This is a genomic window from Humidesulfovibrio sp., from assembly GCF_031082295.1.
Classification (GTDB): domain Bacteria; phylum Desulfobacterota; class Desulfovibrionia; order Desulfovibrionales; family Desulfovibrionaceae; genus Humidesulfovibrio.
Window position 1 is genome coordinate 1 of sequence record NZ_JAVHLD010000011.1, and the last position, 20,697, is coordinate 20,697.

Consider the following 20,697-nt stretch of genomic DNA (forward strand, 5'->3'; position numbering starts at 1 on the left):
AATCTTACGGCTGTCGACAGCATAGATGGGCCTCAGGCCACCGGCCGCCGGAGGCTATTCGGCTTTCGTCGGCCCAAGGGTCACGGGCGCGCGGCCTTCGCGCAGGTCGGCGAAGGCTTGGAGCAGGCGTTGTTGCACGGCCTCCCAGCCGCCTGGCGCGTGGGGGAGCTGGCAGCCGGTGCAGTCCTTGACGAGTCCGCGCCAGCCGGGGTTGCCGCCGCAATTTTTGAGGAAGTAGAGCGGGCAGTAGCAGAACAGGCAGTTGAAGGAGCCCGGATCGGCGTTCTTGTGGCAGGGGAAGTATTCGCAGGCGGTGTTTTGCACGTGCTTGAAGTGTTCGCTCATTGGTCCTCCCCGGCGGCAATGGCGGAGGGCAGGAACTGCACCAGGACGGTGCGCCGCCTGGGGCCGTCGAACTCGCAGAAATAGATTTTCTGCCAGGTGCCCAGTTGCAGCCGCCCGCCGCTGACCGGCACCATTTGCGAGGGTCCCATGAGGCTGGTCTTGATGTGCGCGTCGGAATTGCCCTCGGCGTGGCGGAAGTCTGCGCGATTGGGCACGAGGTGGGCCAGATGCGCCAGCATGTCGCGCTTGACGTCCGGGTCCGCGCCCTCGTTGATGGTGATGCCAGCGGTGGTGTGCGGCGAGTAGACGAGCGCGGCGCCGTCAGACAGGCCGGACTCCCGCACGGCCTGGGCGACCTCGGCGGTGATGTCCAGAAATTCCTCGCGCCGGGTGGTGGAGAGCGTGAACTGCCGCATCAATCCTCCTCTTTTACGTCCTGGCCTTCGCTCCAGCCGCCCCTCCAACCATGGGAAAAGTCCGGGGCGTAGAGTTTGGACTGCGAGTCCTCGGCCGGGAGGTCCTGGCCGGGCAGGACGAGAAAGACGGTCTGCCGGGTGAAGCCGTGGGCGCGGGCGGCCTGGGCCAGGTTGGCCAGGCTGGTGCGCACCACCTCGCCACCGGGCCAGCCGATCTTGTGGCCCAGCACCACGAGGGTATCCGGTGCGTAGCCTCCTTCGAGCAGTTCGGCCTGGACGCGCTCAGGCTCGGAGGCCGAGAGCAGCACGGCAAGGGCCGCGCCGTGGGCGGCGAGCTTTGGCAGGGCCTCGGTCTCGGGCACCGGGGTGCGGCCGGACAGGCGCGTGACGATGAAGCTTTGCGGCCCGCCTGGCACGGTGAGGGAGACCTTGGCGGCGGCGGCGGTGGCGAAGGCCGAGGATACGCCGGGCACCACGTCCCAGTCGATGCCGTCGGCGTCGAGCAGGGCCGCCTGTTCGCGCACGGCGCCGAAGAGGGCTGGCTCGCCGGTGTGCACCCGCGCGGCCAGGCCGCCGGCTTTGGCGCAGTCGCGCAGCAGGGCGTGGGTTTCGGGCAGGGAGAGCGGCGCGGAATCGATAAGCGGCACGCCGGGCCGGGCGACGGCCAGCACCTGGCGCGGAACGAGCGACCCGGCGTAGACGATGAGGTCGGCGCTGGAGATGAGCCGCGCGCCCTTGACGGTGATGAGCTCGGGGTCGCCGGGCCCGGCGCCGATGAACCAGACTTTACCTTGGGCCACTGCCCCTCCCCCGCTCACGGACAAGCTGAAGAAAAAAAGGGGAGGGCGCGCGGCCCTCCCCCGAGATGGACGCTAAGCCTAGGCGGCAGCCAGCTTGGCCTTGATGGCCTGGCCGACCTTCTGGCCCAGCTCGTAACAGGCCTGGAAGGTTTCGTGATCCGGGCGGTTTTTCACCTTCACGGCGGGCTCTACCAGCTCCATGCCCATGCCGGTGAGGTGCTCGCTCAGAATCTTCACGCACTCGCCGCTCCAGCCGAAGGAGCCGAAGGCCGCGCCTATCTTGTTCTGGGGGCGCAGGCCCTTCATGTAGGTCAGCACGTCGGCCATCAGCGGCAGAATGCCGTTGTTGTGCGTGGGCGAGCCCACGATGACCGCCGCGGCGTCGAAGACCTCGCTCATGACGGCGCTGTGGTGGTTGTGCTTGACGCTCATGATGCGCACGCTCACGCCCTCGGACATCAGGCCGTCGCAGATGGCCCGGGCCATCTTCTCGGTGCTGTGCCACATGGTGTCGTACACGATGACGGCCTTGTTGGCGGGCTTCTGCAGGGCGAACCCGCGGTAGGAGTTCAGCGCAAAGGCCACGTCATCCTTGCCGCGCCACATGAGGCCGTGGTCCGGGCAGAGCATGTCGATGTCCAGGTTCATGGCGGCCAGGGCGTCCAGGGTCTTCAGGACCATGGGCGAGTATGGCAGCACGATGTTGGCGTAGTAGTCGGCCATGAGGCGCTTCAGGATGCTGCGGTCCACCTCGTCGGCGAAGCGCTCGGTGGTGGCCCAGTTCTGGCCGAAGGCGTCGGAGCAGAAGGCGATCTTGTCTTCGGGGATGTAGGAAACCATGTTGTCGGGCCAGTGCAGCATGCGCGTCTCGATGAACTGGATGGTGCGCTTGCCTATGCTGATGGAGGAGCCCGTGGGCACGACCTCGATGGGCCAGTCCGCGGAGTTGTGATAGAAGGAGCGCAGGGCCTTTTCGCCCATGGGCGAGCAGAAGATCTTCTCCGGCTTGAAGCGGTCCACGATGCAGTCAAGGCAGCCCGCGTGGTCCGGCTCCAGGTGGTTCACCACCAGGTAGTCGATCTTGGGCATGCCGCCGCAGGCCTGGGACACGGCGCACAAAAGCTCGGACAGGTAGTCGCTCTTGACGGTGTCGATGAGCACGGTCTTTTCATCGCGCACCAGGAAGGCGTTGTAGGTGGTGCCGCGCGGCGACAGGGAATAGCCGTGAAAATCGCGGCTGTCCCAATCAACTGCGCCCACCCAGAAGATGTCTTTTTTGATCTCAACGGGCTTCATGCATTTTCTCCATGCGTTGGGTAAAAACAAAGAGCAGCCCCGGTTGCAGCGGGGAGTCCAAAATATCGTTACTGAAGTGGAAACATGGGGAGCGCCCCCTTGTCAAGAAGGCGCTCCCGTTGGCTTTTGGGCAGCTTGGCCGCTTGGCGCGGCTACTCGGGGCTGAAGTTGTCCTTGCTGGCGCCGCAGATGGGGCAGGACCAGGAGGACGGCACGTCATCGAATTTGGTGCCGGGCTTCACGCCGTTGTCAGGGTCGCCGGAGGCGGGGTCGTAGACGTAGCCACAGATGTTGCACACGTACTTCTGCATGGACGTTTCTCCTGCGACCGGCGTGGGGCAGGCCACCTCGCGGGTGGAGCCAGGCCCGGCCAGGGGTCGGAAGCATTTCTTGGTGCCGCCGCAGACGGGGCAGCGCCACTCGTCCGGAAGGTCCTCGAACTTCGTCCCCGCCGGGATCTTGCCTTTGCGGTCGCCCTTGTCAGGGTTGTAGATATAGCCGCAGTTGGTGGTCTGGCACTGGTACATTTCTTCAGGCTGGGCCATGCGGCGATCTCCTTTGCTTCGCTTGGCCGGGTACTAGGCCTTGGCCAACCAGAGGCCGTGCAGATTGCAATAGGCACGGGCCGTAACGCCAACGGCGTCGGTCTTGAACGTCGCCTCCGGGGCATCGCCCGGCTTGAGCCAATGGATGAGGATGTCCTGGCCCGCCGCCAGCTCGATCCACTCGATGTAATGCTTCTCGTCCATGGGGTGAGGCACGGAGCCGAGTTTCACCTTGTAGCCGCCGGCTACCTTCTCGATGACCGGCACGTGCTTTTCCTTGGACGCGTCAACGGTGTTCTCGACCTGGAGCACCATGGGCTGGCCGCAACAGACCAAATCTCCGCCGCCGGGATGCACGACGCAGACAATGTTGCCGCAGAGGTCGCATTTATAGATCTGACCGCATTCTGTCGCCATAAGCCCTCCTCAATTATTTTGATTTTGTTTGCTTACCAGTTTTCTTCGGCCACTTCGAAGTGGGCCTGCGGGTGGTCGCAAGCCGGGCACTTGTTGGGCGCGGCCTGGCCCTCGTGAACGTATCCGCAGTTGCGGCAACGCCAGGCGACGGCGGTGTCTTTCTTGAAGACCTTGCCCGTCTCGATGTTCTTGGCCAGGGCGTTGAAACGTTTCTCGTGGAAGCGCTCGGCCACGGCGATGGCGTCGAAGATGCAAGCGATGTCCTGGAAGCCTTCCTCGCGCGCGATGGCGGCGAACTCGGGGTACATGCTGACCTGCTCGTGGTTCTCGCCACCGGCGGAAGCCTTCAGGTTTTCCAGCGTGCTGCCGATGGTGCCGGCCGGGAAGGCCGCGGTGATCTCGACTTCGCCGCCCTCAAGGAGCTTGAACAGGCGCTTGGCGTGCTCCTTTTCCTGGTTGGCGGTTTCTTCGAACACGGCGGATATCTGGACATAGCCTTCCTTTTTGGCAGCCGCTGCGAAGTAGGTGTAGCGGTTGCGGGCCTGGGATTCCCCGGCGAAGGCGGCGAGGATGTTTTTCTCGGTGCGCGTTCCACGAATGCTCATTGATTCTCTCCTGTTCTGTGCCGTTCCGCTTGGTCCGGCAAATGCCTACTTTTCAAACCCTAACACAATACGTAGAGAGCACCAGAGAAAAATGACTGATAATAAAACCTGCTCAGCAGTCTTTTCCGGCGCAGATTGGACACACGCCAACAAACTCCACGTCGCACCGCAGGCTCGAATACCCCATGGACTGCTCCACAGGAAGTTCTGGCAAGTCAAGAGGATACTCAAGGTCATCCACCCGGCCGCAGACTGAGCAACGCAAATGGGGATGAGCCGCCGGGTTGCCGTCGAAACGCTTCTGCGTTCCGGCCCCGCCCAGGCGCAACACAACCCCCCTGCTGCTCAAGAAGTCCAGGTTCCTGTATACGGTTCCCAGGCTGATGCGGGGCAGGATCTTGCGCACCATGTCGTAGACCTCGTCAGCGGTGGGGTGCGTCTTCACCTTGCGCAGCTCCGCTAGAATCGTCTCACGCTGGCGGGACAGGCGCGCCCCCTTGTTCTCATCAGACTTCATATTTACCTCTCAGTGCTGAGAATAATTACTAGTATCGTTGAGTGGTAATGTCAAGACCACATACGGCACCTTTATCCGAATCGGACTACGTTGCCAATGCTGCCAAAGGTCGGCAATATGCCATTAACACGGGCTATATTCGGAAACGACAAGGCCCGCTGCAAGCAACGGGCCTTGTGTTCTCAGCTGATGAGGCCTTGAAGTTCGCTTAATGCCATCTCGACCGGCTGAAGGAACTGGACTCCGATCTCCTGCCCCGCTTTCCAGCGGATCATTGCCGACAGGTTCTGCAGCCTGCCCCCATCGTGTACGCCCTGTAGCGACAGGGTGAGAGGGGAATCGGCGAACTCCGCAACAGACTCAAGGACCTTCAGGCGAGCTCCGCCGGAGCTGATGTCAACCAGGCCCAACTTGCAGCGCTTCGCCCCCTGCACGATTACGCAAACGGTCTCGATTCCGTAGGCGCATAGCTGGATGCGGACGTATTTCCGACGCTCTTCGTGTGTCTCCATATGTGCATTTCCTCCTTAGCAAGAGGGCTAAGGAAGTACTCTACTCGTTCGCGCGGAATTTTTCAACAAGCTTTGCCAAATCTTTCGACATCTCCGCCACCTCGCGGATGCGGTCATTGGCGCCCTGGACATCCTGCGACATCTGCCCGGAGAGGTGATTTATCTCGCTGACATTCATGTTGATTTCTTCGCTCGTGGCCGACTGTTGCTCCGCCGCGGTGGCGATGGAGCGCACCATGTCGGCGATATGGTCAGAGGCGTCCACAATCTGCTTGAGCACGCCGCCAGCGCCGCCAGCAAGCTCCGTGGTCTTGTCCACCCGCTCCTTGGCGGTGTTCATCTCACGCACAGCGTCCGCCGTGCTCTGCTGAATATGCTTGATGGCCGACTCGACCTCCTTGGTGGCGGTCATGGTCTTCTCGGCCAGCTTGCGGACCTCGTCGGCCACGACGGCGAAGCCGCGCCCGGCGTCGCCCGCGCGGGCTGCCTCGATGGCGGCGTTCAGCGCCAGCAGGTTGGTCTGGTCGGCGATGTCGTTAATGACGCTCATGACCTGGCCGATGTCCTTGGCGCTCAGGGACAGCTGCCCCAAGGCCTGGGACAGGCTCTCGGCGGTATCGGCCACGTGCTGGATCTCGGCCAGGGTGCTCTGCACCATCTCCCCGCCCTCGCGGGCCACGCTGTTGGCCTTGTTCGAGGCCTCGGAGGTTTCGCCCGCGTTTCTCGCGACCTCAAGCACGGTGGAGTTCATCTCCTCCATGGCGGTGGCCATCTGGGTCGTGCGGTCGGCAGCGGAATCCATGCCCTTGGTAAGGTCTTCCATCTGCCCGCTGATGACATGGGAGGCCTGCTCCAGCTTCAGCGCCACCTGCGTGACATCATTGGCCACGTTGAGCAGGTTCTGCCGGTTGGCCTCGATGCGTGTCCTGGCCTGCTCTTCCTGAGTCAGGTCCACCAGGACGCAGACCACGCCCACCAAACCGCCCTTGGCGTCCCTAAGCGGAGAAGCCTCGGCATAGAGGGGGAAGGTCACCCCGTCCTTGCGGGTGTAGGAGAGCTTGCCGCTGGCGGCCTTGCCGGTGTCAAGCACCTTCTTTGCGTTTGAGGGCTTGCTGGGGTCGTTATAGAACACCTTGGACACGGACTGCCCGAGCGTCTCGTCATCCGCTTTGCCCAGAATGGCCCGCATGGGCGCATTGACGTAGTTCAGGTTGCCGTCCTTGTCGGCCACGTACATGGGCACGATGATGCCGTCGAGCAGCCCCTTGCTGTACTCCAGCTGGTCCTTGATGCGCCCGACCATGACGCCGAGGTGATCGGCCAAACGAGCAAGCCGGTCCTCGCCAGGCACCTTGAACTGGGCGTTCAGGTCGCCCTGCAGAACCTGGTCGGCGCTCTGCTCAATGGAGGTGATGCGGCGGATGACCACGCGCTTGAAGAAGCTGAACAGCACGAAGCTCAAGGCCACCATGCCGCCCAAAGACAGCAGCGCGGTCATGACCTGGGTCAGATACAGGGAACTGAACTGCTCGGACAGGTCCTGCTGCATGATCATGGCGCCGAGAATGGGCTTGCTCTTGCCGTGGCAGTGATGGCATTCCGGCTCGTTGGCGATGGTCTTCACTTCAGTGTAGAAGCGCGACCCGTTCATGGTCATGACGTCACCGCCCTCGTACTTCTCCTTCAGGGCGCGTTCAATCATGGCGTTGCATTCTTCATGCACAAGCACGTCTTTGGCGTCCTTGCGCTCGGTGGCGTTCTGCGTGGCGTAGGTGATGTTGCCCTTGTAGTCCACCATGTAGACTTCAATGGTCTTGTGCTGCTTGTCCAGGTCGGCGAAGCGCTCCCGGGTGGCCTTGTTGTCGCCCAGTCGCATGGGCTCCTCAACCGCCATGGAGATCATCTGCGCGGAGCGCAGCGCGTTGGCCTTGACCTCGGAAAGCATCGCCTTCTTCTGCCAGAAGGAGGTGGCCAGGAACAAACCGAGAAACACCACGCCGGACACGGCGCAGGTGAGGACCAGGATGCGGAAGGTCAGGGAGGTGTTGAATCTTTCGGATAATTTCATTCCATACCTCCTAGTGGGCTCCGCCAAAGAGCATGGGCTTGAAGCGGAAATTGGAAACCCGCTCGGAGTTGTGGCACTTCTCGCACTCCTTGACGTTCATGCGGCCCTTGCCCTTGATGAGGTCCTTCTTGCCGCCGGAGTCAACATGCGCCGAACCGGGACCGTGGCAGACTTCGCAACCGGCGTGGGCCAGGTCCGGGGTCTTCTCAAAGCTCACGAAGCCGCCGGGTTGGCCGTAGCCTGTGGTATGGCAGGCATAGCATTCCTTCTGCTCTTCCGGCGTCAGCTTCTTGGCCATGATTTTGATGCTGCGATCAGAATGGGCCTTCTTGGCGAACTTGGAAAAATTCGAATATTCCTTGTCGTGGCAGCCTGCGCAAGTGGCCGTTCCAACGAAGGTATTGGCGGCCTGGACAGTCGAAGGCTGGAGGATTGCTCCTGCCAACAAGACAAGGCCAGCCAGCAGGGAGCTGAATATGACTTTCCTTTTCACCAAGCACCTCCTTGGGTCCCAGAGCCTATTGCGTAGCACATTTCGTACATGACTAAACACGACATTACACAAACCTTGTGATTTTGTAAACGCTTGCAAAAGTAAACAGCAGTCATGTCTCCACGACTGCCGCTACTTCATCGGTCGCTATTACAGAAACTTAAGGGAGGATCACCAATCTAGTGGGGTCTTAAAGGATTTGGTCAATGACTGAACCGGAGCGCTGAACAGCTCGGCCCCACCCACGCCAACAATCAAAGACGCGCCGCCAACAATGCCAATCCGCGCGAACTGTTGCCCAGCGAACAGCGCTTCGAAAGCGGCCTGCTTGTCCGGCGCCACGCTGACAACGAATCGGCTGGCGGATTCGCTGTAGAGCACTTCAAGCGCCCCGGAGCAGCCGCACTGCGGCACCGCGCCAAGGTCGATCTCCGCGCCCAAGCGCCCGCCGATGCACATCTCGGCCAGGGCCACGGCCAGCCCGCCATCGGAGCAGTCGTGGCAGGCAGAGACCAACCCCTGCTGCGTGGCCTCGAAATAGGCCAGGTAGCGCTCGCGCGCGCTGACCAGGTCGACCTGGGGCACCGCACCGCGCGAGACGTCAAGCTCGCTCGCCAGCTCCGAGCCGCCAAGCTCGGCCTTTGTCAGGCCCAGCACATACACCAGGTCGCCCGCGGCCTTGAAGTCCGAGGTCACGGCCAGCTTCACGTCCGGCATCTTGGCCACCACGGAATAGAGCACCGTGGGCGGGATGGAGATCTTGACCCCGCCGCCCTTGTAGTCGTTCTTCATGGAGTCCTTGCCGGACACGCAGGGCACGCCGAAGCCGCGGCAGAAGTGGTCCAGCGCCTCGTTGGCGCGCACCAGCTGGGCCAGCTTGTACTCGCCGTCGGGCGTGGTCTCGCTCTTGACGGGGTCGCACCAGCAGAAGTTGTCGGTGCCGGCCATGAAACGCAAATCGCCGCCCACCGCCACCGCGCCGCGCACTGCCTCGTCTATGGCCGCGGCCATCATCCAGTAGGTGTCCAGGTCGCTGTACTTTGGGCAGATGCCGTGGGACAGGACCAGCCCCTCGTCGGAGCTGAAGTCCGGCCGGATCACGGCGGCGTCGGCCGGGCCGTCGCGCTCCACGCCCACCAGCGGCTTGACGATGCTTTTACCCTGCACCTCGTGGTCGTACTGGCGGATGACGTATTCCTTGCTGCAGATGTTGAGCCGCGAAAGCATGCGCCCAAGCAGCGCCTCATGGTCGACGTCCATGGGCAGCGGATTGGTCGGAACCTGCGGGCGCTCCCAACGAGCCTTGATCTCCATCTGCGGCAGGCCCTCGTGCAGGAAGTGCATGGACAGGTGCGTCACGGCCTTGGCTCCGTAGCGCACGTGGAACACGCCGGAGTCGGTGTAGGTGCCGAGCGCCGTGCTCTCCACGTCCATCTCCTCGGACAGGGCCAGGAACTGCTCCAGCTTGTCCGGCGGCACGGCGCAGGTCATGCGCTCCTGGGCCTCGGAGATGAGGATCTCCCAGGGCTTCAGCCCGTCGTACTTGAGCGGGGCCTTGGAAAGGTCGAGGTCGCAGCCGCCGCAGTCCTGGGCCATCTCGCCCACGCTGGAGGACAGGCCGCCCGCGCCGTTGTCGGTGATGGCGTTGTAGAGGCCCAGGTCGCGGGCGCGCATGAGGAAGTCGTACATCTTGCGCTGGGTGATGGGGTCGCCGATCTGCACGGCCGTGGCCGGGCTGCCCTCGTGCAACTCCTCGGACGAGAACGTCGCGCCGTGGATGCCGTCCTTGCCGATGCGCCCGCCGCTCATGACGATGACATCCCCGGGCAGGGCGCATTTCTCGTGGCTCAGGCGCCCGGCCACCTTCACGGGCATGGTGCCCACGGTGCCGCAATAGACCAGGGGCTTGCCCAGGTAGCGCTCGTCGAACACGATGGAGCCGTTGACGGTGGGGATGCCGCTCTTGTTGCCGCCATGCTCCACGCCCTCGCGCACGCCTTCCAGCACGCGCCGGGGGTGCAGCAGGCGCGGCGGCAGCTCGCCCTCGTAGAAGGGCGAGGCGAAGCAGAACACGTCGGTGTTGCAGAGCAGGTTGGCGCCCAGGCCCGTGCCCATGGGATCGCGGTTGACGCCGACGATGCCCGTGAGCGCGCCGCCGTAAGGGTCAAGCGCGGAGGGCGAGTTGTGCGTCTCCACCTTGATGCAGACGTTCAGGTTGTCGTTGAAGCGGATGACGCCGGCGTTGTCCTTGAACACGGACAGGCAGAAGTCGTCCTTGCCCTTGGCGGCGCGAATGGCCTTGGTGCTGCCCTGGATGCAGGTCTTGAACAGGCTGTCCACCGTGCGGCTCTTGCCGGTCTCTGCGTCCTCGTAGTCGATCTTGGCGGTGAAGATCTTGTGCTTGCAGTGCTCGCTCCAGGTCTGGGCCAGCACCTCCACTTCGGCGTCGGTGGGGTTGTCCACCTGCTCGGGCGTGAGCCCGGCGGCCTTTCTGGCTGCGCGGGTGGCCGGGTCCTTGAAATAGTCCACGATGGTCTTCATCTCGCCCAGGGACAGGGCCAGGGTGTTGGCGCGGCTGAAGGCCACAAGCTCGTCGTCGGTCATGGTGGTGAGCGGTATCACCGCCACCTCGTCGCTGGCCTGACCGGTAACGCGAGCGGCCCTGGGCTCGAACCCCGGGGCTTTCAGCCACTGCTCGGCGCTCTTGATCTCGAAGCGCTGGATGAGCTCGTTGGCCAGCAGGTCGCGCGCGATGTGCAGCACGGTCTTTTCGTCCAGGTCGGCCATGCCCGGGCCAGTCTTGGCGCGCAGCAGGTACTGCATGCTGGTGTACACGGCAAGCGCCTTGGCTTCGGCCTTCTGCAGGCCCAGCACCAGGGCGATGGTCTCGCGGGCGGTGCGGGCCTCGTTGTCGGTGACGCCGGGGCGGAAGCCCACCTCGAGCGCCCAGTCGAAATCAGCGGCCTGAGCCAGCGGCAGGGGCGAGAGGGAAACCTGATGCAGCACGGGGTCGTGCAGGGCGCCCGCGTCCAGCACGGTCCGGGCCTGGGCGGGGCTCACGCCCTCCACCGTGTACACGCGGACGATGCCCACGCCTTCAAGTTCCAGGCCGAGCTCGCCCTTGATCTTGCGAGCCACGCGCTCGCCCACCACATCGCGCACATGGGGCTTCAGGCCCACCTCAAAACGCAAAAGCATAGGATGCACTCCTTGGAATATCCGCGCCCGTCTGCTTTGGGCGCGGCCGTTAGTCAATGGGATCAACCCTCGGTAAGGGTGTCGCCCCCGGCGGTCTTTGATGCGTAGGCCAGGTTGTCCGCCCGCTTGAGCAGGGTCTCGGGGGTGTCGTCCTCCCGCAGCATGGACGCGCCGACGCTGACGGTGACAAGCCCCTTGAACAGCTCACGCACATCCACAAGGATGCGCTGGCCGATGGCGTGCAACCCCTCCTCATCAACCTCCGTGAGGATGATGACGAACTCGTCCCCGCCATAGCGGCAGGGGTAGTCCATGCCCTGGCGCACCTGCCGCAAGAGCATGGCTCCCACTCCCTTGAGCAGGGCGTCTCCGGCCAAGTGGCCCTGAGTGTCGTTGACGGCCTTGAATTTGTCCAGGTCGAAGAACACCATGCCCATGCTGCGGCCGGTGCGGCGGCAGCGGACCACCTCGCGCTCAAGGGTGGTGTGGAACTGGTAGTGATTGAACAGCCCGGTGAGCCCGTCAAACAGGGCACGCACCTTGAGCTTGGCCTCAAGGCGGCGGATCTGGGTCAGGTCGCGGCCGACCACAAGGTACTCCCTCGCTGTGCCGGGCTTGCCGGTCAGCGGCGCGAGGGACAGCTCGTAGGGCAGTTGCGAGCCGCCCTGGGTGGTCAGCAGGGCCTCCACCGGGGAAGGCTGGTCCACGGCGAACAGTTCCGGCCCCCACACCCCGTCAAAGGGCTGCTGCGGGGTGAATACCTTGAAGAACTCCCGGCCTGTGAGCCCAAGTTCCTGGTGCGAGCAGAAATCCACCACGCCCTTGGCGCTGACGGTGAGGACAAGCTCCTGCATGGAGCCCACGAGCCGCTCCAGGAAATTCTTGCGGCGCAGGGTCTGCACCTCAACCTCGGAGAGCTCGCGCAGATCCTCGAGCAGGAGGAGCACCCCGTGCCCCTTGGAGTCCTGGCTGCGGTGGGCGGAGAGATACAGGCAGCCGTCCGAGCGCCCTCCCCGCTTCTGCTCCACGAAATAGACGATCTTGCCGAAGCTCGCGCGGGAGGTGTCGGCCAGAAAAGCCGAGACCTCGGCCACGGTTTCCCTGGAGAGCCTCATGGAGAGCATCTCCGCAAGAGCCTGGCCGCGCGGCGCGGTGTCGAGCCCCAGGTACTCGCCGATGCGCTTGTTGGCCTCCACCACGATCCCGGCCCCGTCGACGCGGGCGACGCCGATGGGAATCTTGTCGAAGGCCAGGGCCTTCTCCTCCAGCACGGCCTGCCTGGCGCAGTAGTACTCGTAGCCCTGGCTGAAGAAACGCAGGTACAGCCCCAGGTTGTCCATCTCGTCCTGCGGCAGGCTGGTCTCGCCCAGGCGCAATTCGCCCAGGCGCTTGCCGGAACTGGTCAACTCCACCCCGGGGCGCTTGATGCGCCAGGGCAGGCGCCCCTCGGAGACGCGGCTCTGGGCCTGCTCCAGGATGCCCTCCTGAGTCAGGTGGAAAAGGCTGTAGGAATTGCCGTGGGGAGTGCGCAGGGCAAGATCCCAGGACTTGACGTCCCAGTTGAGCTTGATGTGCTTGCCCATGGTGCGCGCCACGGACATGAGCCCACCCTCGGCGGTCAGGAGGTCCATGCTGAGGAAGCAGTAGCCCTGCATGACCTTCACGGAGTGGCGGTAGTAGGCCCGGTTCTGGTCGCCCTCGCCGATGCCGAGAGACTCCAGCATGGAGCGGAACTTCTCCAGGCACTCGCTGCGCAGGGAGTCCACCTCGCGCTCGCTCATGCCGAGCACGCCCCGCAGGAGCACCTCGAACTGCACCACGCTGAACGGTCCAGAGGCGTGCCCCAACTCCATCTCCGACCATTGCGTGGCCAGAATAACGGCCTGGGTGAGCGGGGACTGCTCGGACAAGGTCTCCATGGCGTGGTGGGCGCGGATGCTCTCGCACATCTCGGCCGGGATGCCCCAGCGGGTCAGGAGCATCTGCGACAGGGCGCCGTGGTGCATGCCCCAGCGCTCTTCCTCGAAGGCCAGCTGGCCCTTTTCCAGCACGGTGATGCGGTCGCGGCGGTCCGGGTCGGCCAGGAGTTCCTTGGCGGCGCAGCGCAGAAAGAGCAGGCTCACGTCCTTCAGCAGCGCGCACAGATAAGCCTGGTCTGCCTGGCGCGGACACAGCCGCGCGGCCAGAAGCTCGGCGGCGATGGCCGACCAGACGATGAGGCGCCAGTCAGGGAAGAAATCATATTCGCAGTCGGGGAAGCCGTGCTCCAGGTCCTTCTGCAGGCTCATGGCCACGGCCACTTTGAGCAGCTCGCGGCTGCCGAGCACCGAAACAGCGCGGTGCAGGTCGGTGACTTTCTGGGGCAGGCCGTAGAAGGCTGAGTTGACGAGATTCAGGACGGTGGTGGCCAGGGCCGGATCAAGGCGGATGGTGTCGGCCATGACGGCGAAGTCAGGCTCGGGCTTGACGGCCTCCTGCATAAGACGCAGCATCACCGGAGAAAGGGAAATTTTCTGGAGTAGATGCGGCGAATTGAGCAGCAGATTTTCGGCCATCTCCCCCCCGTTTACTTGCGCCTAGTCAGCACATACTCCGCAGCCTGGGCCAGAACCTCACGCTCCGGGGAGGCTGGCAGCGCCTCCAGCTCTTTCACCGCGGCAGCCACATATCCTGCGGCGGCCTTGCGGGTCTCCTCGGCCAAGCCCTTTTCCCGCACATCCATCACTATGCCTTCGGCCTGTTCCGCGGTCAATCGGTTTTCCTTGAGCGCGGCCAATATATCATCAGCCTTTTCCTTGGTCAGGCTTTCCAGGTGCAGGATCAGCGGCAGGGTCATCTTGCCCTCGCGCAGGTCGCCCCCGGCGGGCTTGCCCATCTCGTCCTCGCTCACGGTATAGTCCAGCGCGTCGTCCACCAGCTGAAAAGCTATGCCAAGGTTCAGGCCGTAGGCTCCGGCAAGCTCCTCCTGGGCGCGGTCGCGACTGGTCAGGGCCGCGCCACAGCGGCAGGCGGTCTCGATGAGCTTTGCCGTCTTGCCGATGATGATGTCCATGTAGGCGCCGCGGTCGGCGGTAGGATTCTTGGTGTGGGCCAGCTCGCGGATCTCGCCGTCGGCCGTGGCCATGATGCCCCGGGCCAGCAGCGCGTTCAGGCGCGGGATGTCGTAGTCCGCGCCGAGCTTGTTGGCCAGGGCCAGGAGCACGTCTCCGGCGAGGATGGTCTCGGTGGTGCCGAAGGCCACATGGGCCGAGGTCTTGCCACGGCGCACCAGCGCCTGGTCCAGCACGTCGTCGTGCAGCAGCGTGGCAGTGTGCAGCATCTCCAGGGCGCAGGCGATGGACAGGATGTCGTCGGCCTTGTGTCCCATGGCGCGGGCGAAGAGGATGGTCAGCATGGGCCGGATGCGCTTGCCCCCGGAGAGCAGTACGTGGCGGGCCACTTCGCGCACCAAGCCGTCGAGCTTGTCCGCCTCGGCTGCCAGAAAGGCGTCAATGCCGGGAATCTCCCGCATGAAATAGGCCCGTAGTTCGTTCATCGCTCCCGTCCGCTCACGCAGTTGAGGTGTCAGATCAATTCCCGGTCTCGGCCAGGAGGCCCTTGGCGCTGCCTGGTTCAACAAAAAGCCTCGCCGTGGCCTGCCCCAGAGCAGCGAGCGCGCCCGGCAGATCCCAGGACACCGGCGGGCGCGCGCCCACGGCGTTGCTGACCGCGCGCAGCTCCACAAACGGCACGCCGGCCACGGCGCAGCCATAAGCCAGGGCAAAGCCCTCCATGTTCTCCAGCCCCGCCTGGTGGCGGCCGCGCAACAGTCCTGCGCGCTGCGGGTCGGCGGTGACGCCGCTCACGGTGAGGCTCTTGGCCGTGTCCCAGGGGCCGAGGCAGAGCCCCAACCGCGCCAGGTTGATGGACGCGTCCCAGACCACTCGGTCCCAAATCTCGGCATCCGGGCCGGGCTCGTCGTCCGGGCGGTGGGCCTGGCCCAGCGCAAAACCCAGAGCCGCGGCGTCGGCGGAACACCAGCCTGTGGCGAGCAACCCGTACTCCGGCCACACCTCGCGATCGACAAGCCGCACCGAACAAAGCGGGTGCGCGGAAAGATCAAAGCTCCCGGCAACGCCCAGGCACACGACGCCGTCCACGTCGCCCCGCGCCAAGGCAGCGCCAAGGGCCAGCGAAGCGTTGATGACTCCGAGGCCGCTGACGCAGGCAAGCGCCTCGCGCCCATGAGCCGTGCACGGCGCCACAACCCCCTGCGGCTGCCTGACCGTGCTGCCGAGGGCAGCGGAAAGTTCCCGCTCGGTGGCGGCTATGAAAAGAATGGACATGCCGGACCTACAGCCGCCAGAGACGGAAGCCAGCGGCCCCGGCCTCGGCCTGGGAGAAGCGGCCCTTGACGTCCAGCAGGAGCGGCGCCGCCTGGTCGCGGTACATCTTCCGCAGCTCGGCCAGCCCGAACGCCTGGTACTGGGCGTGGGGCACGGCCAGAATCAGCGCGTCCAGGTCCCGCAGGGCCTCGAACTCGGACAGCTCGATGCCGTACTCATGGCGAGCCTCGTCGGCATCGGCCATGGGGTCGTGCACAAGAACCTGCACCCCGTAGTCGGCAAGGGCGCCCACCACGTCGATGACGCGGGTGTTGCGCAGGTCCGGCACGTTCTCCTTGAAGGTGAAGCCCAGGATGCCCACACGCGCGCCCTTGACCAGCACGCCGCCGTCGATGAGGCCCTTTATGGCCGCCTGGGCGATGAACTGGCCCATGCCGTCGTTGATGGCGCGGCCAGCCAGGATGACACGCGGGGCGAAACCCAGCGCCTGGGCCTTGAAGGTCAGGTAGTAGGGGTCCACGCCGATGCAGTGCCCGCCCACGAGGCCGGGCCGGAAGGGCAGGAAATTCCACTTGGTGCCCGCGGCCTCGAGCACCTCGCAGGTGTCGATGCCCATGCGGTCGAATATCATGGCCAGTTCGTTCATGAGCGCGATGTTCAGGTCGCGCTGGGTGTTCTCGATGACCTTGGCGGCCTCGGCCACCTTGATGCTTGAAGCCCGGTAGATGCCTGCGCGGACCACGCTGCCGTAGACTCCGGCCAGCAGGTCGGCGGTTGCCCGGTTCTGTCCGGCCACAACCTTGACGATGGTCTCGAGGGTGTGCTCCTTGTCGCCGGGGTTGATGCGCTCCGGCGAGTAGCCGACGAAGAAGTCGGTGCCGCAGGCCAGCCCGGAGTTCTGCTCCAGAAGCGGCACGCAGACTTCCTCGGTGAGGCCGGGGTACACGGTGGACTCGAAGACCACCACCGCGCCTTTTGCGAGATTTGCGCCCACGGTGCGGCTGGCACCGATGACCGGGGTCAGGTCCGGCGCGCGGTGCTGGTCGATGGGCGTGGGCACGGCCACGATGACCACGGCGGCCTCTTTCAGGCGCGCGGGGTCGCAGGTGTAGTCCACCGTGGCGGAGGCCAGGCCGTCGCTTGAGATCTCTCCGGTGCGGTCGCGTCCGGCGGCGAGTTCATCAACGCGCTTCTGCGAAATATCGAAACCGATGACGGCGAAATGCCGGGCCAGGGCCACAGCCAGAGGCAGGCCCACATAGCCCAGCCCAACCACGGCGATCTTGGCCCGACGGGCCTTCAGTTCTTCGAGTGTGGTCATCATTACCCTCAAGGGTTTTTGTCAGCTCGCCCAAGCCGCCTGTGGACAACCCGCGCCTGCGCGGATACAAGGGGCCGCATGGAACTCAACTGGCAGCTGATCTTCATCGCTCTGGGCCTGGCCTTCCTGCTGGAAGGGCTGCCCTATTTCATCCTGGCGGAACGCATGCCGTCCGTCCTCTTGATCCTGGCCAGCCGCCCGCCGCGCGCCCTGCGCGTCCTGGGGCTCACTTCCATGATCCTGGGAGTGCTGCTGGTGGCCCTGGGCCGCTGCTTCTAAAAAGCCCGCCTCAGAAAGCCTCCGCGCCCGGCTGAGAGGCCTTTCCAGCCTCCTCGGCGACCGCCTTTTCCGCCACATGCAGGTACACGATGCCGGAGAGCATGGCAACGTGAAACACGCGCGCATACCCGGCGTCCATAAGCTCCCGCGCCAGTTGCCGCTCGTCGGGGAACTCGCGGATGGTCTCGGCCAGATAGCGGTAGGCGGCGGGATCGCCTGAGATCAGCTTGCCCAGTCCGGGCAGCACCTTGTCCAGATAAAAATTGTACAGCCCGCCCCAGACCTTGCGCCGCCCGGTGCCGAACTCAAGGATGCAGAAGCGCCCGCCGGGCTTGAGCACCCGGAGCACCTCGCGGTGCGCGCTCAAGCGCGGGCGGATGTTGCGGATGCCGAAGGCGATGGTGGCCGCGCTCACGCTTTCGTCGGGCAGGGGCAGTTTCCGGCCGTCGCCCTGGGCGGGCAGGATGCGCTGGTCGAGCCCCCCCGAGAGCTTCTTCAGGCCGCGCTCCAGCATGGGCAGGGTGTAGTCCACTGCTGCCACGCGCACGTCCGGGTACTGGCGGCACAAAGCCACTGCCACGTCCAGCGTTCCCGCGGCGAGGTCCAGCGCCACGGAGCCTGGCTCGGGCCGGGCCGCGCGGGCCAGCCGCCAGCGCCAGTAGATGTCCAGCCCGAGGCTCAGGGCGTGGTTGAGAAAATCGTACCATCCGGCGATGCGGCCGAACATGGCCGCCACCTGGCGCCCGTGCAGCTGGTCGCGCTGGTCAAGGTCCTTGTCCGAAGCGGGGGAACGCTGCATGGGCTACTCGGCCTTGCCCTTCTTCTTGTCGGCCTTGGGCGCCACATCGCGCTCGCCGCCCACGGTCTTCAGAATCTCGGTGTAGATCTCGTCGAAATGCTCGGCGAAGTTGGCCGGGGAGATGCGGCCCACCTCAATGAACTTCACCACTATTTCCTTGGCCACCTGCAGGGCCTGCTTCTGTAGCGACTCCATGCCTTCTCTCCCTTTTCCGGGCGCAATAGACCCGGCTCTGTGCAGAAAAACCCGCCCGGTGGGAAATGGCCGTGACCGCACCACGCGGGGACCCCGGGCGGGAAAAGGAAAGAAACCGGTTAGGCCCCTCCCCCTTTGTTTCGCGGGACACTAGCACGCTCCCCCCCGCCTCGTCGAGTCTGGCAGGGACGTGAAATCCCGCAGACTGGCCCGCGGGAAGCCGGGCTGCGTCGCCCGTGACCGGCGCGCGCGACAAAAAAGGAGCCGCCTCCTTCCAGAAGCGGCTCCCTGCAATGGCGATTGTGAATGGGCGCTATTCCTCGTGCATGCTCGCTGCCAGGGCGGCGATCTCCTCACGGATGACGCGGGCCGCCTCGCGCGGGACGGCGCGTTCAATCTCGGTGCGCACGTCGCGGTCAATCTGGATCTGGCGGTCTTCCACAAGGGCCAGACGCTCCTTCAACTCGGTTGCGGACTTCTCGCTGTCCTGGGCGCGCTGGCGCAGGCTCTCTTCAAGCTGCGCGCGCAGGTCGGACAGTTCGCGGCGCAGGGAGTGGGCCTCGTCGTGGGAGGCCTGCAAGCGCTGCTCCATGGCGGCCAGGGCCTGGTCCTTCTCGGCCAGCTGCCCCTCCAGGCGCACGACGGCGACGCTGCCGCCCATGACCTGGGTGGCCAGAGCCGCCAGCTTCTCCTGCAACTCCTGCAAGGCGGCGGCCGGGATGGCCTGTACGGGCTCGGCCGACTCAGGCTCAGCAGAAACAGGCTCAGCCGGTGCGGTGGCCGCGACGGACGCCGCCACTGCGGCGGTTCCGATGCTCACATCGCCGAGAGACAGTCCGTCGAGCAGGCCGCCCTGCGGCTCCTCGTCGGCTGCGGCGGCGTCAGCAGGACCGTCGGCGATCTGGCCCAGCAGCTCCGCCGGGTCGAGCGATTGTTCAGGCGTGGGCTCTTCCGCCGGGGCCTCCAGGCCCTCCATCATGCCCCCCTCCAGCAACCCGTCGCCCATCAGGTCGCTGATGTCGAGATCGCCGGAGTCCAGGTTCAGATCGGCGGCCTCGGCCGGGGCTGCGTCGAGGCTGTCCTCGGCGAGAGAGAGGTTCATGTCTCCGCCCATGTCTTCGGCGAGCATCTCCTCGGCCACGAGGGTCGGGGCAGCGGCAGGCTCGGGCTCCGGGTCGGAAAGGTCGGGCAGGGAAATATCAAGGTCGGGCAACTCCGGGGCCGAAGCGGGCTCGGGCTCGGACAAAAGCTCGACAACGGGCGCGTCCTCGACGAGGTCGCCCAGGGAAAGCTCCAGCAGCTCGTCCGTCGTCTCCGCCATGGGCTGGTCCAGGGGAGGGCGCGCGCTCGCCGCGGGCACATTCAACGACTCCAGCAGATCGCTCATGTCGGTGTCGTCATGGGGGGCGAGTTGCTGGACTTGCGGCTCAGGCTCCTTCGTCTCGCCCAGGCCGGAGATGAGGTCGTCCAGGGCGGCTGTGTCGATGTTGCCATCCTTGCCGCCAGCGGTCTCGTCCGGAGGGGTGATGTCCAGCTCGCCGCCAGCTGCGAAGGCGCCAAGGTCAAGCACGTCTTCGTCGCCGGAAGCATCTGCGGCGGAGGCGGAAAAAGCGCTGAGATCGAGGACGTCGTCCTCGGCAGCGGGGGCTGGCTCGGCTGCAAAATCGCCGAGGTCAAGGATATCGTCCGGGCCTGTGGCGGGGGCGGGGGTGGGCGCCGAGGCAGACGCGGGCTCGGCCACAAGGTCATCAAGCACGAGGATGTCCTCCTCGACGGCGGCGCCGACGACGGGGGACTTCACCTCAGGTTCGGTCAGGTCCTCGGCAAAGAGGGCCTCCAGCTCCTTTTCGAAATCGCTCTCAGGCGTCGAGGCCTTGGCCTTTTTAGGCTCAAGACCAAGTCCGACCAGGTCGAGGATGTCGTCTTCAGGAGAGGGGGGAGTCGGCGTCATGGTCTCCTCCTCCGCAGGGAATCGTTAAAAAAGGGGGCCGCTTTCGCAGCCCCCTGAATGAGCATCAGTCAATTACTTCACGTGGCACTTGGGGCAAGCGGTGGGGATGTTGGGGCTCTTGTCCTTGGCGGCCTTGTGGCAGCCCAGGCAGCTCTTGGCGTTGTTGCCGTGGAACGCGGCGTAGTAGGATTCCTTGCCGGTCTTGGCGGCGTAGTCACCGTGGCAGCCCTTGCTGTCGCACTTGGCGAACTCGTTGGCGCCGGCCTTCTTGTGGTGGCAGTCAGCGCACTTGGCAGACTTGTGGGTGCCGTGGTTGAACTTCACGGCAGCCTGCTTGGCGCCGGCGGGCGGCTTCATGGCCAGACCATCAGCCGGGGCCTTCGGGGCGGCATACAGGGGCAGCGCCAGGGCAACGGCCAGGGCGGCAACCATCAGGGTCATAAAGAGAGAACGTTTCATGCTCCTCAATCCTCCTTTCACGTACGTGAACACTTCGTTATCCTCTGCCTATCAAACCGGTCCCGCTATTCGCAGGAACCTATCAAAGACGAACAAAAGCCAGATACCCCCAAACAGCGCTTCCTGGCAAGGGAGGCGGCACACTTTTCCGGGATT

21 protein-coding genes and 1 pseudogene are annotated in these 20,697 nt (G+C 64.8%); 1 reads left to right on the plus strand and 21 read right to left on the minus strand.

The annotated features are described in order from the left end of the window. Window positions 1–54: 54 nt before the first annotated feature. From RDU24_RS07720 to RDU24_RS07800, 17 genes and pseudogenes are all read right to left on the minus strand, one after another. Window positions 55–345, minus strand: a complete 291-nt coding sequence (locus RDU24_RS07720; protein ID WP_308735181.1) for a cysteine-rich small domain-containing protein — start codon at window positions 343–345, stop codon at window positions 55–57. Beyond that, a complete protein-coding gene (locus tag RDU24_RS07725) occupies window positions 342–761 on the minus strand; it encodes a secondary thiamine-phosphate synthase enzyme YjbQ (protein ID WP_308735182.1) in 420 nt (139 codons plus the stop codon). The genes RDU24_RS07720 and RDU24_RS07725 overlap by 4 nt, the downstream gene beginning before the upstream one ends. Further along, the gene (gene cobM, locus RDU24_RS07730; protein ID WP_308735183.1) at window positions 761–1,561 is read right to left on the minus strand and encodes a precorrin-4 C(11)-methyltransferase; all 801 of its coding nucleotides are present in this window, start codon (window positions 1,559–1,561) and stop codon (window positions 761–763) included. The genes RDU24_RS07725 and cobM overlap by 1 nt, the downstream gene beginning before the upstream one ends. Before the next feature lie 78 nt (window positions 1,562–1,639). Beyond that, window positions 1,640–2,857, minus strand: coding sequence for an FprA family A-type flavoprotein (locus RDU24_RS07735; protein WP_308735184.1), 1,218 nt, complete (start codon window positions 2,855–2,857; stop codon window positions 1,640–1,642). Window positions 2,858–3,009: 152 nt separating this feature from the next. Continuing rightward, complete coding sequence (gene rd, locus RDU24_RS07740) at window positions 3,010–3,168, minus strand: rubredoxin (protein ID WP_308735270.1); 159 nt, start codon at window positions 3,166–3,168, stop codon at window positions 3,010–3,012. An 18-nt stretch (window positions 3,169–3,186) separates the two neighbouring features. Next, a pseudogene (locus tag RDU24_RS07745) lies at window positions 3,187–3,402 on the minus strand (rubredoxin); the annotation flags it as partial. A 33-nt stretch (window positions 3,403–3,435) separates the two neighbouring features. After that, window positions 3,436–3,819 (minus strand): desulfoferrodoxin, encoded by a 384-nt coding sequence (locus RDU24_RS07750; protein ID WP_308735185.1) that lies wholly within the window; start codon window positions 3,817–3,819, stop codon window positions 3,436–3,438. Between the two features lie 32 nt (window positions 3,820–3,851). Next, window positions 3,852–4,424, minus strand: coding sequence for a rubrerythrin (gene rbr / locus RDU24_RS07755; protein WP_308735186.1), 573 nt, complete (start codon window positions 4,422–4,424; stop codon window positions 3,852–3,854). 112 nt (window positions 4,425–4,536) lie between these two features. Next, complete coding sequence (locus RDU24_RS07760; RefSeq protein WP_308735187.1) at window positions 4,537–4,941, minus strand: Fur family transcriptional regulator; 405 nt, start codon at window positions 4,939–4,941, stop codon at window positions 4,537–4,539. A 182-nt stretch (window positions 4,942–5,123) separates the two neighbouring features. Continuing rightward, the gene (locus RDU24_RS07765) at window positions 5,124–5,453 is read right to left on the minus strand and encodes a PilZ domain-containing protein (RefSeq protein WP_308735188.1); all 330 of its coding nucleotides are present in this window, start codon (window positions 5,451–5,453) and stop codon (window positions 5,124–5,126) included. Between the two features lie 40 nt (window positions 5,454–5,493). Further along, window positions 5,494–7,521: a methyl-accepting chemotaxis protein gene (locus RDU24_RS07770; RefSeq protein ID WP_308735189.1), complete on the minus strand. Its 2,028-nt coding sequence runs from the start codon at window positions 7,519–7,521 to the stop codon at window positions 5,494–5,496. Window positions 7,522–7,531: 10 nt separating this feature from the next. Next, window positions 7,532–8,017: a cytochrome c family protein gene (locus RDU24_RS07775; RefSeq protein WP_374989748.1), complete on the minus strand. Its 486-nt coding sequence runs from the start codon at window positions 8,015–8,017 to the stop codon at window positions 7,532–7,534. A gap of 168 nt (window positions 8,018–8,185) precedes the next feature. Next, entirely contained in the window at window positions 8,186–11,212 is a 3,027-nt protein-coding gene (locus tag RDU24_RS07780) for an AIR synthase-related protein (RefSeq protein ID WP_308735190.1), read from the minus strand. Window positions 11,213–11,274: 62 nt separating this feature from the next. Continuing rightward, entirely contained in the window at window positions 11,275–13,767 is a 2,493-nt protein-coding gene (locus tag RDU24_RS07785; protein WP_308735191.1) for a GGDEF domain-containing protein, read from the minus strand. Between the two features lie 11 nt (window positions 13,768–13,778). Further along, entirely contained in the window at window positions 13,779–14,747 is a 969-nt protein-coding gene (locus RDU24_RS07790) for a polyprenyl synthetase family protein (protein WP_308735192.1), read from the minus strand. Between the two features lie 34 nt (window positions 14,748–14,781). Further along, on the minus strand, window positions 14,782–15,537 hold the full coding sequence (gene mqnB, locus RDU24_RS07795; protein ID WP_308735193.1) for a futalosine hydrolase: 756 nt from the start codon (window positions 15,535–15,537) through the stop codon (window positions 14,782–14,784). Window positions 15,538–15,544: 7 nt separating this feature from the next. Next, the gene (locus RDU24_RS07800; RefSeq protein ID WP_308735194.1) at window positions 15,545–16,858 is read right to left on the minus strand and encodes a nucleotide sugar dehydrogenase; all 1,314 of its coding nucleotides are present in this window, start codon (window positions 16,856–16,858) and stop codon (window positions 15,545–15,547) included. A 78-nt stretch (window positions 16,859–16,936) separates the two neighbouring features. Here RDU24_RS07800 and RDU24_RS07805 point away from each other — a divergent pair, with 78 nt between their 5' ends. Beyond that, window positions 16,937–17,137, plus strand: coding sequence for a DUF2065 domain-containing protein (locus RDU24_RS07805; RefSeq protein ID WP_308735195.1), 201 nt, complete (start codon window positions 16,937–16,939; stop codon window positions 17,135–17,137). 10 nt (window positions 17,138–17,147) lie between these two features. Here the strand turns inward: RDU24_RS07805 and RDU24_RS07810 are convergent, their stop codons facing one another. The 4 genes from RDU24_RS07810 to RDU24_RS07825 all read right to left on the minus strand — a co-directional run bounded on the left by RDU24_RS07810 (window position 17,148) and on the right by RDU24_RS07825 (window position 20,541). After that, window positions 17,148–17,936, minus strand: a complete 789-nt coding sequence (locus tag RDU24_RS07810) for a ubiquinone/menaquinone biosynthesis methyltransferase (protein ID WP_308735196.1) — start codon at window positions 17,934–17,936, stop codon at window positions 17,148–17,150. Window positions 17,937–17,939: 3 nt separating this feature from the next. After that, on the minus strand, window positions 17,940–18,131 hold the full coding sequence (locus RDU24_RS07815) for a hypothetical protein (protein WP_308735197.1): 192 nt from the start codon (window positions 18,129–18,131) through the stop codon (window positions 17,940–17,942). Window positions 18,132–18,444: 313 nt separating this feature from the next. Then, window positions 18,445–20,082 (minus strand): hypothetical protein, encoded by a 1,638-nt coding sequence (locus tag RDU24_RS07820; protein ID WP_308735198.1) that lies wholly within the window; start codon window positions 20,080–20,082, stop codon window positions 18,445–18,447. 72 nt (window positions 20,083–20,154) lie between these two features. Then, window positions 20,155–20,541 (minus strand): cytochrome c3 family protein, encoded by a 387-nt coding sequence (locus RDU24_RS07825; RefSeq protein ID WP_308735199.1) that lies wholly within the window; start codon window positions 20,539–20,541, stop codon window positions 20,155–20,157. Window positions 20,542–20,697: the final 156 nt, after the last annotated feature.

Coding starts and splice junctions, on each gene's coding strand:
- RDU24_RS07760 (WP_308735187.1), bottom strand. CDS start 4,941: ATGAAGTCTGATGAGAACAAGGGGGCGCGCCTGTCCCGCCAGCGTGAG.
- rd (WP_308735270.1), bottom strand. CDS start 3,168: ATGCAGAAGTACGTGTGCAACATCTGTGGCTACGTCTACGACCCCGCC.
- RDU24_RS07720 (WP_308735181.1), bottom strand. CDS start 345: ATGAGCGAACACTTCAAGCACGTGCAAAACACCGCCTGCGAATACTTC.
- RDU24_RS07725 (WP_308735182.1), bottom strand. CDS start 761: ATGCGGCAGTTCACGCTCTCCACCACCCGGCGCGAGGAATTTCTGGAC.
- RDU24_RS07805 (WP_308735195.1), top strand. CDS start 16,937: ATGGAACTCAACTGGCAGCTGATCTTCATCGCTCTGGGCCTGGCCTTC.
- RDU24_RS07800 (WP_308735194.1), bottom strand. CDS start 16,858: ATGACCACACTCGAAGAACTGAAGGCCCGTCGGGCCAAGATCGCCGTG.
- RDU24_RS07735 (WP_308735184.1), bottom strand. CDS start 2,857: ATGAAGCCCGTTGAGATCAAAAAAGACATCTTCTGGGTGGGCGCAGTT.
- RDU24_RS07780 (WP_308735190.1), bottom strand. CDS start 11,212: ATGCTTTTGCGTTTTGAGGTGGGCCTGAAGCCCCATGTGCGCGATGTG.
- RDU24_RS07750 (WP_308735185.1), bottom strand. CDS start 3,819: ATGGCGACAGAATGCGGTCAGATCTATAAATGCGACCTCTGCGGCAAC.
- RDU24_RS07810 (WP_308735196.1), bottom strand. CDS start 17,936: ATGCAGCGTTCCCCCGCTTCGGACAAGGACCTTGACCAGCGCGACCAG.
- mqnB (WP_308735193.1), bottom strand. CDS start 15,537: ATGTCCATTCTTTTCATAGCCGCCACCGAGCGGGAACTTTCCGCTGCC.
- RDU24_RS07790 (WP_308735192.1), bottom strand. CDS start 14,747: ATGAACGAACTACGGGCCTATTTCATGCGGGAGATTCCCGGCATTGAC.
- RDU24_RS07785 (WP_308735191.1), bottom strand. CDS start 13,767: ATGGCCGAAAATCTGCTGCTCAATTCGCCGCATCTACTCCAGAAAATT.
- RDU24_RS07770 (WP_308735189.1), bottom strand. CDS start 7,521: ATGAAATTATCCGAAAGATTCAACACCTCCCTGACCTTCCGCATCCTG.
- RDU24_RS07820 (WP_308735198.1), bottom strand. CDS start 20,082: ATGACGCCGACTCCCCCCTCTCCTGAAGACGACATCCTCGACCTGGTC.
- RDU24_RS07765 (WP_308735188.1), bottom strand. CDS start 5,453: ATGGAGACACACGAAGAGCGTCGGAAATACGTCCGCATCCAGCTATGC.
- RDU24_RS07815 (WP_308735197.1), bottom strand. CDS start 18,131: ATGGAGTCGCTACAGAAGCAGGCCCTGCAGGTGGCCAAGGAAATAGTG.
- RDU24_RS07825 (WP_308735199.1), bottom strand. CDS start 20,541: ATGAAACGTTCTCTCTTTATGACCCTGATGGTTGCCGCCCTGGCCGTT.
- rbr (WP_308735186.1), bottom strand. CDS start 4,424: ATGAGCATTCGTGGAACGCGCACCGAGAAAAACATCCTCGCCGCCTTC.